The sequence below is a fragment of the Bacillus sp. S3 genome (assembly GCF_005154805.1).
GTDB lineage: Bacteria > Bacillota > Bacilli > Bacillales > Cytobacillaceae > Neobacillus.
Map to the genome: position 1 here is coordinate 4,551,970 of NZ_CP039727.1, position 13,580 is coordinate 4,565,549.

Annotated in this window: 4 protein-coding genes; 1 reads left to right on the forward strand and 3 read right to left on the reverse strand. The window is 44.7% G+C overall.

All coding sequences use genetic code 11. From position 1 onward, the window contains the following. Positions 1 to 274: 274 nt before the first annotated feature. A complete protein-coding gene (locus tag FAY30_RS21970) occupies positions 275 to 5,488 on the reverse strand; it encodes an Ig-like domain-containing protein (protein ID WP_149871867.1) in 5,214 nt (1,737 codons plus the stop codon). Positions 5,489 to 5,946: 458 nt separating this feature from the next. On the opposite strand from FAY30_RS21970, the gene FAY30_RS21975 reads away from it, so the two are divergent. Next, the gene (locus FAY30_RS21975) at positions 5,947 to 9,063 is read left to right on the forward strand and encodes a glycoside hydrolase family 84 protein (RefSeq protein WP_149871868.1); all 3,117 of its coding nucleotides are present in this window, start codon (positions 5,947 to 5,949) and stop codon (positions 9,061 to 9,063) included. A gap of 347 nt (positions 9,064 to 9,410) precedes the next feature. Here the strand turns inward: FAY30_RS21975 and FAY30_RS21980 are convergent, their stop codons facing one another. Together FAY30_RS21980 and FAY30_RS21985 are read right to left on the reverse strand one after the other, a co-directional pair. Beyond that, the gene (locus FAY30_RS21980) at positions 9,411 to 10,895 is read right to left on the reverse strand and encodes an arylsulfatase (RefSeq protein ID WP_190284952.1); all 1,485 of its coding nucleotides are present in this window, start codon (positions 10,893 to 10,895) and stop codon (positions 9,411 to 9,413) included. A gap of 18 nt (positions 10,896 to 10,913) precedes the next feature. Next, positions 10,914 to 13,517 carry a beta-galactosidase gene (locus FAY30_RS21985; protein WP_149871870.1) on the reverse strand — a complete coding sequence of 868 codons (2,604 nt, stop codon included), beginning with the start codon at positions 13,515 to 13,517 and terminating at the stop codon, positions 10,914 to 10,916. Between the last annotated feature and the right edge of the window lie 63 nt (positions 13,518 to 13,580).

Sequence of the window (13,580 nt, forward strand, 5' to 3'; positions counted from 1 at the left end):
AAAAGGGAAGTAAGTGGACGGTTCCTTATTCTTCAAAAATGAAAATGAAAAAGGAGATGATGACTAATATCTAAATGTAAATGAAGTCATCTTCTCCTTTTTGTCTATTACTAACTAGCGAACCTATTTCTGAACCATTGTTTTGTGACTCGCGAAATGGAAAATCCCTCCGGGCTACATCGGCAATTACCATTTACTCGCCACCCCGTCCCCCAAACAGAAAAAGAACCAAGCAGGATGCTTGGCTCAGTAACTCCCCATCGTTTGATGAGCTTCATTTAAAATGAATGTAAAAGACTTTTACTTTCTTGCCGTCTTCTGATTTGGCGATGATTCTTGCTGTGGATGGGACGGTCACAGATGGCACTATTGTAATACTTGTATGGCCCTCGCCTTTGGCGTTGATTTTCGGCAATTCTTTCGTGTCGTCCACATCAATAGTGAATTCATAGTTATCACCTTTTTGTTCAAAGTCATCGAGAACGCTTTTTCCGCCAACTTTAATATCGGTAACTTTAGGCTCGGTACTTGCCTTAGGCCATTTCGAGAATACCTTGATCTCGGTGATGGCCAAGCTTTTGCCAGCTTGGGCCGTCATCACGACTCTTATTGCGGAAGTTTTCACCTTATCAAAGGTATATACGTTAGCCTTTCCCACAACTGGAGTCGCTGGATCACTTTTTAAGTTAGTGACGTCCTTCCAGCTATCACCGGATTTATATTGGATTTTAATGTCACTCGGATACGATGTACCATGATCGGCGAACCAATGAATCTCCATGTTATCGACATCATATTCCGTAGGTTCAAAGTCTCCAAAGGTAATAGAAACCCAGTCACTTGAACGTGGCACTGGCTGCCAATTCGTCCAGCGATTATGCGGCACCGCATCGTACGAAATAACATCATCATTGATGGCTTCAATTCTGTCACTCGACCCCGGACCATTATTCGTGAAGGAAGCCTCTGCTTTCGGATATTCGTAGCCGTTTTTCGCCCGGCTGATATTCTGCTCGCCGCCGACTTCATCGGTGACCCTAATCGTAGCAGTTGCTTTCAACTTCACACCCTTCACAGAGCCTTTAACCTTAAATTCACCGACACTTTCGAGTTCATCTGCCGGGATTTCCTCCCACTTCACTGCTGCCAGTTCTTCCGTACCATCACTGTAATAAACCGTAACTTTTGCCGGAAGTTCAGGTGTTTGCTTTGGCAATACAGCCATCGTTATATTCTCAATCGCAACGGCACCCTTCACCACAACCGCTGCCTGCGCTTTGATGTCTGTCCCTTCCACACTGCCAGAAACAGTAAACTCGCCAAGCTTTTGATAAAGAGACGGATTGATTCGATCCCACTTCACCTTAACATCCCGCGGAATCCCCCTGTTATAATGGGCCACAACCGTTGCAGGAAGTTTAGGAGATTCTCCTTTTTCTACGGTAACCTTGACAGGATCAAAGCGCTCAATGTATTTGGGTGCTGGATTTTTGGCGATGGAAATCGTCATTTCAGGCGTCGTAACGGTCACATCTTTATATTTCACCACCGCTTTCACCTTAACCTCACCCGTCTCAAGCGCGTACAGCTTGTTCCCTTCAATTTTAATATTCTGATTGTCAAATTCGTAAGTCGGCTCACTGTCGGTCAAATCAATCACTTCCCCGCTTTCAAGCGTGCCCTCTACCTTGAGGTCGATGATATCGTCCTCGACAACCTTTGTTTGATCCACCGATAGTTTCGCCGCTACCAGTTTCGGCTCTTCCATCGATACTTGAATACTGTATTCTGAAGTGACTTTCCCATCTTCTGAGGTCACAAATAATTTAGCCGTTCCCGGATAAGTGAATGCCGGCAAAATTGTAACCGCAGCATTATCCGCAGCCTCTGCCTCAATTTTCGGTAGATCGCTTCCATACGGCAAGACAAGATCATACGTCTTTTTAGCCGCATCAAAACCTGCTAACGGTTTCCCATTGACGATAATACTGCTTAGCGAAGCCGTCGAACTCATCACCATCTGGTCTGCGAAAATTTCTGCCTCTGTCAGGGCCAGGTATTTTCCTTTTACAGATGGGATCAGATGGAATTTCAACTTGTCTGTCGTCACTGCATCAAATCGGATTTCATTTTTCTCGACAACATATGGCGATGGTTGTGTTAGATTTTCAACATCTTTCCACGCCGTTCCGTCCCAATACTGAACAGCTGCCGTGTCCGGAACGACCGTGCCACTGTCGGTAAAAACAAACAAATCTAAGTTATTGATTACATGCTGCTTGCCAAAATTAACCGTAATCGAGTCACCGGCGTCACGCGGCGTTCTCGTCCAGTTCGTCCAGCGATTGACCGGGCTATTGGTATAACTCTTAATCCCATCGTTCAAATGCTGCAGATTGTCAGCCGGATTGGTAAAAGTGGCTTCAAGCTGCGGATAAGTTGACCCCTGTGCCGGAAGCATTATATTAACCGGCTTACTTTCGTTTGTTACCCTGACAAAGGCCTTTGCCTTCAGGTCTGTCCCTTCCACACTGCCCTCGACGACAAAACGGCCTTCTTTCGCGAGTTGGTCCGCAGAAATCTCTTCCCACGACACATTTACATCCTTGGTCGTTTCATCACTGTAGAGAAGGGCCACATTTTCGGGCAGTACCGGACGTACGCCAACCTTTGTTGCCGTTGAAACCGGCTTCACCGCGACAATTCCTTTGACAGTCACAACAGCTTTGGCCTTAAGCGAAGTTCCCTCCACCTTGCCCTCAACCGTAAATATCCCGACAGAGCTATATTGTTTCGGATCGACAAGATCCCATGTCACTTTTTTCGCATCAACCGTAGCATCACTGTAATAAACCTTAAGCTCCGTCGGAAGCTTTGGCGCTTGATCGACATCAATCGTCACATGGACTGTATCCATTCCAACGACAGTCTTTTTATCGCGATCTGCCGGCGCCACGGTAAATAGACTCGTGGTATCGCCCGAAAGTCCAGCAACAGACGCATTGACAGTGATTTCACCGGCCAGCTTATTTGATTGGATAATCGCTAACGCTTTGCCGCTAAAGGCCTTGCGCTTGTTGTCCTTATATCGTTCTACGCTTGAAGCGTTTCCGTTGTCAACGCCAGCCAATTCCCCTTGCCCTGATACATTGAACTTGATCAAATGATCGGCATTCGGGACGACAATTCCTTTACTGTCAACGATTTCTGCCGTGATAAACGATAGATCGGTCCCGTCTGCCGTGATCACCTTGTGATCAGCCGTTAATTTTACAGCAGCCGGTTCTCCGGCGGTCACCACTTGATCGCGGGCAATTTCTTTGCCGCTTTCGTCCTTTGCCACAGCTTCTAATGTGCCGGCTTTGAATGGCACTGCCCATTCAAGATACGTTTTTCCATCCTTCGTTTCTTTATATGGAGCACCCCATGAAGTCTTTTTATTCTCATAGCTCCTCACACCTAACGATTCGCCATTTAGAAAAAGTTCCACCTTATAAGCGTTTGTATAAGCTAAGACACGGACCGTTTCCCCTTCAGTCCAGTTCCAATGCGGCAAGAGGTGCACCATTGGTTCCTTTTTCCATTGGCTCTGGTAATAGTAGAAAATATCTTTCGGAAAACCAGCCGTATCGACTGCACCGAAATAGGAGCTTTTGGCCGGATAGGCATTGTAGTAAGGTGTCGGCTCGCCAATATAATCAAAGCCCGTCCAAATAAATTGCCCTGCGATATGCTTTAAGTCGCGGTCGTATTTCCAGGCATCTTCCGCCGTTCTTCCCCAGCCAACATAATCATTATCATAAGAGGATTGTTGCAAATCCGCATACTTGGTGCTCTGATTATACTGATACGGGTGGGTGTAGACACCACGCGAACGGGTCGCCGAAGACGTCTCTGAGCCATACAGCTTCCAGTTCGGATTCTGCTGATGGTATCCCGCATAATTGTTCTCGCTGTAGTTCAGTCCGACGATATCGACTATATTAAAAATTTCCTTGATATAACTATTAATCGGTGTGACATTCACCTTATCGCCCCGGGTCTTATCCTCGCCAATCGTCGTCGGCCTTGTTGTGTCAATTTCTTTGACCCAGCGGACTAAATTACGCGCCGTTTCCACCCCGGCAGCATTTGTTGTATCATAGATCTCATTTCCGATCGACCACATGATAATCGCAGGCTCGTTCTTGCCTCGGTCAACCATCTCTTTAATGTCATGCTCCGCCCATGTTGTGAAAAACCGGCCATAGTCATAGGTCTTCTTCGACTGGGCCCAGCTGTCAAAAGCCTCTTCCACAATGAATAGCCCTAATTTATTGGCTGCCTCAAGCAGTTCCGGTGACGCCGGATTATGGGTAACTCGGATCGCATTAACCCCCATATCCTTCATGATTTGCATTTGCCTTTCCACTGCGCGCGCATTTGTTGCCGCACCTAACGCCCCCAAATCATGGTGCATCGAAACTCCATGGAGTTTCATATACTTCCCATTTAGCGAGAAGCCTTCGTTTTCATCAAAGTTAAAATACCTGGCACCAAAGCGTGTTTCATATGTATCAACGCTTTGACCGCGGGCGATTACTTCAGTGACAAGCTTATATCGGTACGGGTTGTCGATATCCCAAAGCTTCGGCTGCTCGATGATTGTGTTATTTTCAAACTGAGTCTCCGCACCCGCTGCTGCTGTTTTTTCCTCAGACTCCACCGTCGCCACGGCTTTCCCAGCATCGTCATAAATTGTCGACTTCACCTTAACTTGCACGGCTTCACCCGAATCATTGCTGACCTTCGTCTTAATATTTACATCAGCTTTGCCTGCTGCATATGCCGTTTCCAAATTGGGTGTCGTCACAAACGTTCCGTATCTCGCCACATGAACCGGATTTGTCACCGTGAGATACACATTTCTGTAAATCCCGCTCCCCGAATACCAGCGGCTGCTCGGCTGGGTGTTATTGACCTTAACCACAAGGACATTCTCCCTGCCATCCCTATAGAGTTTATCGGTAATATCATAAGAAAAGGCATTATAGCCAAACGGATAAGTCCCTAACAATTGCCCATTTAGATAGGTGGTGCTGTTCATGTAAACCCCATCAAAATCAATGGAAATTCGCTTACCCTTCATCGATTCCGGAACGGTGAATGTTTTTCGGTACCAGCCGATACCGCCGTCCAAGTAACCGCCCTCGTGCGTCGCCAATGAATTTTTATTAAAATCTAATTCAATACTCCAATCATGCGGCAGATTCAATTGCCGCCAGGAGGAATCATCAAAGCCGGGATTCTGTGCTCCGGCGATACTGCCAGTGGTTTCTCGTTGAAAACGCCAATTGCCGTTAAAATTAATCCGTCTCTCCCCCTCATACGTCACACTATTTTCCGTCGATGCATTTGTCTTTTCCGCTGCTTGTCCGTAGGTTGGGACTTGAAAGCTTGAAAGTATCAGTGCCATAATTAGAAAAATCCGGCTGATTGTCTTGTTCATTTACACACCTTCCCTTTTAGTAAATTTTTTAGTAATAAAACAGCTAATATTCCTCCCTTTCTCACATTTTGGAAACCTTTTCACCTATAGATTATCATGAATATTCAAAAAAATAGTCATATTTACCAGCATTTTTTTGCGATAATCTTCACTTTTTTGCGAAATGAAGCAAATGGACTATCCTCTTGCTACTTTGTACCTAACTCATAAATCCCCTCTAGTAAAATTTTACTGAAAACTCAAAATCGTATTGACGCTGGAAATGTAAGCGATTTACAATCAGGGTATATAATTGGTTTCATGTGACTAGATCATACTAGGCATGGAAAACAGAACGAGAGCATTCTCGGTTGTTTTCCATGCCTTTTTATTTTTCAATAGACAACCAATTATAGATAACGAGAAAGGAGGATAGAAAAATACCGCCACATCAAATTTTGCAGAAAGAAGGGAAGGTATTGAACACAAAACTTTGGCTTAAACTAGGAATTATTTTTACTATGTTATTTACAACAGTTATTGGAATGACAGCACCCACGGCTTCCGCACAAGCAAACTCACAAATTGAATATGAAATCTACCCTGTACCACATCATGTCACCTATCATGAAGGGGCATTAAAATTAGACAAACCGCTTCAAGTCATATACGACGACACCATTGATTCCGTAACAAAGAAAAAAGTAGAAAACACGTTGAAACAAAATGGCTACCCGGCTCCGAACGTTGGAACCCAGCCTTCAGAAGACAAAATTAATATTTTAATAGGCACGAAAGGCTCGAACGGCCCGGTGGATACCTATGCTGCTGCGAACGTAAACAGCGAAGGTATGGATTTTTCAAAAATTGATGCCTATCAATTAGACATTCAAAAAAATACCATCACGATTTTAGGAAAAGATACCGATGCCAGCTTCTATGGTGTCGTATCGTTAAATGCGATCCTGGCACAAGTTCCTGACAAAGAAGTCCGGCATTTAACGATTAATGACTATGCCAATACAAAAATCCGAGGATTTATTGAAGGCTACTACGGTATACCTTGGAGCAATGAGGACCGGATGTCACTGATGCGCTTTGCCGGTCAATTTAAAGCAACTTCCTATGTATTTGCACCAAAAGACGACCCGTATCACCGTGAAAAGTGGGCTGAACTCTATCCGCCTGAGAAACTAGCAGAAATCAAAGAAATGGCGCAAGTCGGGAATGAGAATAAAACTCGCTTCGTTTGGACGATTTCGCCACTAGCCGAAGTAGCGCGAATCTCGCAAACCGGCGGTGACCCGATGCTGAAACTTCAAGAAAACACCGATAAAATGCTGGCCAAATTCGACCAATTATACGATGTTGGCGTGCGGCAGTTCGGTGTGTTAGGCGATGATGTCGGCAGCCTGCCGCGTAATTATGTGGTCGCCCTGATGCATTCGGTATCGGAATGGGCAAAAGAAAAAGGCGATGTCTATGATATCTTGTACTGTCCGGCGAGCTACAATTCCAGCTGGGCGTGGAATCCAAACGAATTAAACGACTATGAAAAAGGCTTCGATAAAAATATTCAAATTTTCTGGACGGGTTCGACTACTTGTGCACCGATTGTCCAGTCGACCATTGATACGTTTAAAACCAGAAGCAATGGCGGCGTGGAAAGAAGGGATCCATTATTCTGGCTAAACTGGCCAGTGAATGATGTCGATATGTCACGCGTATTCTTAGGAAAAGGAGAAATGCTCCAGCCTGGCATCAAGAATCTAGCCGGTGCCGTAACAAACCCGATGCAGGAAGCAGAAGCATCAAAGATTTCTATTTTCGCTGTGGCCGATTATGCGTGGAACACGGAAACGTTCAATGCGCAAAAAAGCTGGGAAGACAGCTTTAACTACATCGAGTCAGATGCAGCGGCAGAGCTTCATACTTTAGCGAAACATATGTCCGATGCTGATCCGAACGGTCTTAAATTGTCCGAAAGTGAAGAGATTAAAAGTTTATTAGATTCCGTCACTGCGAAGGTGAATAACGGGGAATCATTAAAAAATGCTGCACCGGAAGCAATTGCAGAACTGCAAAAAATTGCCGATGCCGCAGATGGATTTTTAGCAAAAACAAAAAATGAAAAGTTAAAAGAAGAATTGGCACCATTTGTAAAAGCGTTACGAGACATGGTCCTAGCGGATATTGAGTTTATTCAAACAGACTTGGCCATTGAAGCGGGCAATAAAGCAGAAACATGGGATCATTTTGCCAAAGCAACAGCTTTACGCCAGCAAAGCTTAAACTATGACCGTCCGCTCTTAAACGGCACAATGAAAACAAAGCCAGCAAAAAAACGGCTCCAGCCATTTACTACGAACCTAGAGAGCAAAATTTCACCAAAGGTGGCAGCGCTGCTAGACCTTGAGAAACCAGTGACAAAGGCAAGCATTTTTACAAATGACGATGCTTATAAAAACGTATCATTAAATGAAGAGAAATCTGTGACCTCGATTACCGATGCAGGTAAGATTACGCTCAAAAAAGGTGAATATTTCGGGGTAAAATTAAGCCGGGTTAAAGATGTGACCGAGATTGTGGCGCCTTCTGTCAAGGGTTTAACATTGGAGTCCTCCTTAAACGGTATTAAGTGGAAAAAGGTAGAAAGTGACACTGGCCCAGCGGATGCCAGATATGTAAGGCTTTTGAACAAACAGGCAAAGCCGGTTGAATTTACGTTAGACAGTTTCAAAGTGACTTCGTTTGAAGTTGAAGCAAAATCTGTGAAAGAAACGAATTACACCAGCATGGAGAATCCGCTGGGACTGTTTGATGGCGACCTCACTACACCAGGCTGGTTAAAAAACAGTCAAATAAGCGGGAAATATATGACGTTTGATTTGGGTCAAGAAATCACGCTGAACAGTCTAAAAGCAGTGATTACAGAAGGAGAACATGACTTTCCAAGACATGCCATTCTTGAGGCCTCTTTAGATGGAATCGAGTGGACGACCGTGATGACTTTCGGGAACCAGGACGGTGCCAACGAGGGCGAAGCGGCGAATGAAGACCGAAGCGATGCGATTTTCGATCAATATGAAGCACCTTATCGTTCAAAAGAAGTCCGTGATTTAGATCAAAAAGCCAAGTATTTGCGCTTTAAGTTAACAAGAACAAAGGTTGGCTCAGATAAGTGGGTTCGCATGCAGGAAATCGTCATCAACGATGGCAAGTACTACCCTGAAAGCAATGATCCTACGATTACCACGAATGCCGCCGTTAAAATAGGCTTTGTGAAGGATCATCTCATTGATGGTAAACTAAATACGAAGTTCATGCCAGCAGGAACTGAAGCTGGGGAAATTCTCTATCATGTCGGGGAAGCAGGAGCAAGTGTAACGGGGATTACCATTTTAGAAGACCCAACTCACTTATCCGGCAGCAAGGTTTCCGTCAGAACGGTTACTGGCTGGAGACATCTCGGAACCATCGAATCGGGCTATCAATCCTTTGATACCACACAATTACCGGAGATTTTGGATATAAAAATTGAATGGCCAGAAGGCAAAACACCAACGATTTCTGAAATCAAAATTGACAAACAGTAAGTTGATACAATCAGAACAAAAGACGCCGGAGCCGGATTCAGACAACTAATACCAAGTGATCCATAGGTTCATTTCTTAAAAATTCCTTGGTTACCTAAACAATAGGCTCTGTTAAAGTTTATTGTTGATTTTTAACCACTGTTGATTGGAGCGGAAGCCGCGAGACTCCTGCGGGAGTAGCGGAAATCAACAGCGACGTTTAACAGAGCCAAACAATAAATAAAGAGAGTGCTGTTTCGTACAAGCACTCTCTCTTTTCTGCCTTTACAAATCTCGTAAAAGATTGGTTTCGTTTTATCCTTATAGTTATGATTACGCATGTAAAATTTATCGTAATCTACCTTCCATTAGACACTTGGTTTCTTTTCGCTAGAGATATGAGCAAGGCATGCTTTTGTTTTTCTACCGACAACTAGCTTTTTCCCATCAGTAAATCCTTCTTCCCGTCCCTCCAGCTCCTTTATGAGCTGTTCTCTCCAAAAATGCAAGCGATCTGCACATTCAGCTTTGGCTGAAAGGTTGACCAATTCCTGCGGGTCCTGCTCCAATTGAAACAGCTGTTCTTCTCCTGTCTGAGAGTACCAGATATACTTTTCCTTCCCATTTGTCAGGTAGTGATGAGAGCTTTCCCCCAATGTATGTTCACCGTGAATATATTCACGCCACTCCACTTCCGGCTGCTGCTCCCGGCAAAGGGGTAATACACTCCTGCCTTCCACACTGTCTGGAATCTCCACCTTTGCAGCATCTAATAAGGTCGGCATAATATCCCTTAGCTCCACTACACGATCCACCTTCTGGTTATTCTGAAGCTTTAAGAGATTGCCAGGATCCGAGAGAATAAAGGGAACTTTGGCACTTCCTTCATAAGCTAAGGATTTACGAAATAAATGATGATCTCCCAGCAATTCCCCGTGATCCGAACAAAAGAGAATAACCGTATTATTGAGCACACCATGCTCCTCCATCGCCATTAAAAACCGGCCAATCTGATAATCGATATGGGTGATTAAAGCATAGTAGGCAGCTTGTGCCCGCTTTAATCGATTCTTCGGCACAATTCCTTTCGAGGTAACCGGATTGTATCCCTGTTTCCCCGGATCCTCTGTTTCTGCCCAATCGCCTATCGGTGAATCCGGAAGGTCTAGATCCTTATACATATCAAAAAAAGCCTGCGGCGGATCAAACGGCGGGTGCGGTCTGACAAAGGACATCTTTAAGAAGAAAGGCTTGGACGGATCCCGTCTTCTTAAGAAGTCGATTGACTGTGTGACGACCCAATTCGTAGGATGCATCGATTCAGGCAAATGCCACGGTCTTGCTACCGTAGAGGCATTGCAATCCAATCCTAAGTCATTCAAATCAGCCTGTGCTCCCGCCTGCTGCTTCAGCCATGGAAGGTAATCATCACCGCTGTAATTATAGGACTCTATTTCAAGATTATGATGTTTAAAACGGTTATAGTGCAGGTAGCCATCATGCAAGACTACATGATGAAAACCGAGTAAATTTCTTGCCGGATAGACATGCATTTTTCCAATCGCTTGTGTATGGTACCCTGCTTTCGTAAACTCTCCTGCCAACGTATGTTCATAATTCCACGGCACTTTATCCTGATAGCCGACACGGCCTGTTCCCGTTTGCGACATTCCGGTTAATACCGATGCCCGCGCCGGAACACAGGAGGGTGTAGCTGTATAAGCCTGCTGAAAAAGAACCCCGTTGCGTGCCAGTTGATCAAGATTGGGCGTATCAACGACAGGATGATCCAGCACACTTAAACAATCCCCACGCATTTGATCAACCATCAATAATAGGATATTCGGTTTCATCAAGTTGTACCAACCTTCCTAATTTTCCAGCATCATGACTGGCTGCTGACTGTTGCCTTTTGATATCCTTACGGATGGTGTATAACAATGAATCACCACATCCGCCGGCGTCACACCGTCTTCATCAAAAATGACCAGTTCATTCTCTTCAGCAAGCAGGGATGCCGGGATTTTATAGTCCTCCTGCGGCCCAATATTCCAATACCTTCCTAAACAATGGCCATTCACCCAGAAGCACCCTTTACTCATGTGGTTAAACCGGACTTTCACTACAGAGCCATTCACTGGATCCCAAGAAAAACGGCTGCGGTACCAGCGTGGTGCAGTGGATTCCTTTGGAGGATCAATCTGTTTGTACCAATCCTTCTGTTCCTCAATCTGGGCAAAGGATTTCATTTTCCAATCAAGAATTTGTTCCTTCTCGTTAAATAAATAAAGGTCAAACCGGCGAATACTCGAAACATGTTGAACATCTAAATCCAACACATTTTCCCCCTGTGTAAGCACATCACTAAGATCCGCAACTCCATAGACCGCACTGCCTCTCGACCAGCCTGTCTGGCTGTCCATCAACATCTTGACTGGTTTCCCATTTACCCTAACAAGAGAAACTCCCTCCCCGACGAGAATCGCCCGGTCATACCCATGGTTTTGGAAAGATCGTAAAAAACCAATGCGACCGCCAATGGACGGAATCTGCGATAAATGATGGTGCCGGCCACAACCTTCCACCTGCCAGCCTCCGAGCAACGAGAGATGCTTTCCGTTTTGAGCAGGTGCATCACTTATGCCTTTTGGCTCGCCAAGCGCTTGAGTGAAGTTGAAACGCCCCATATTTTGAACAAGACAGGTTAACTTATTCTTCCCTGCCTTAACGGCAGTCTCGATGGCTGCAGCCCCTATCTTACTAAGCTTACCGACATAGGTATCATTACAAAAGACCATCACAGGATCTTCAATCCGCGGAAAGACCATCGTTGTGTTTTTCGTCTCTAGGGCCGTAAACTCACTCTCATACCCTAAATAGCCGCTAAATTGCCCAAAGCTGCTAAAATCAAGCGGCTTCTCAGCCATTTTCACACCATCGGCTAAAAAACACAGAGGCTCATCAGCACATTCCCAATGTAACGGAGAAAGGGGAGCACCCTGTTCCAATTCAGTTACGCTTTCTTCCAATGAACGTCTTGATACAATATCAAGGAAATAGGTGGAACCGTCCTCAAAGGAAAGCTGAACTGACTGCGGCTGGTTTCCATGGTAGAAGGTAAACAGCAGAAGATCATCCTCAATCCATTCATAACGATTTGGCAGCGGACAATGGACGCCGGCTTTTTGATCAAGCTGTAATAATAAAGTAGAACATTGGCCCTCCTCGTGATAAATAACCGCTTTCGTTGACTCAAAGCCTGTCGTCTGGCCCGTAAGCGCTTTGATGGTAAAGCCATCCCTCACGAGTACATTTTGCACAATCGGTAAAATCGCATTCGCTTCAACCGTAAACGAAATCCTCTCATTCTGATGAAATAGATGGGATTTAACCCGTTCATTTCGTTTATTTTCGATAAAGAGGACCTCACCGAAGGGACTGACAATCCGCTGGGATGTCAAGTGACCTGGAAGCTTCACATTCGTACTCGCTTGTTCCGCATTTGTAAATAGCGGTTCTAACCAGTTAATCAAGGCATGCACTCGCTTTAACACTTCAAATTTCCTCGTTGGCTGCAGATATTCATTTATCGCAACATCATAATCATATGAGGTAGTTGTAAAGGTCTGTTCACCAAACGTCCGGCCGCCCCAATGATCAAAATTGGTTCCACCAAAATACATATAATAATTGATCGCCGAATATCCATTGCTTAAGAGCTGATAGCACTCACGTTCAAGCTGCTCTGGTGTCTTTTGATCCGCCCTGTTTCCGCCCCATTGTTCAAACCAGCCAATCCAAAACTCCATAACCCCTTTCGGCTGATTTTCATAACGCTCATCCAGCGTTTCGGCCGCCTGCTTTGCATTGGACCAGAAATTAAGGAATTCCACCGCTCCCTCCACGCCTCCGTAGCATGTTACAAAAGGAACCTCAATACCTCGTGCTGTCATTCCGTCCCGTAAATATTCCATATACACTTTATCCGGTTTGCCATATGCTTGAAATTCATTTTCAATTTGAACCATGATAACGGTTCCTTTTTTTGTCAGTTGGTATTCATCAATGATGGAAATGACCTGATCAAAATAATGATCGACATACTGTAAAAATAGTCGATCACGTGAACGGTATTGAATATCCGCTTTCGTAGAGAGCCACCAAGGCAGTCCGCCAAAATCCCATTCCGCACAAATATAAGGTCCCGGCCGTGCAATCACATACAATCCTTTGTCAGCGCATAATTGCAGAAAATAGGCTAAATCCTTATCACCAGTGAAATCCCACTCGCCTTCCTTCATTTCATGAAAATTCCATGGAATGTAGGTTTCAATTGTATTACATCCTCCGGCCTTCGCCTTCTCTAACACTTCCTCCCACTCTGCTCTAGGCAGGCGGAAATAGTGAATCGCTGCTGATAGAATAAAGACTCGTTCATTATTAATCTTCCAACTTTTCTTATCATACGTTATCATGATTTCCCTCCAAAATTATAATGCTTTAAAAAATCTTGGTAACAGTTTATAGCTTAGCAGCAA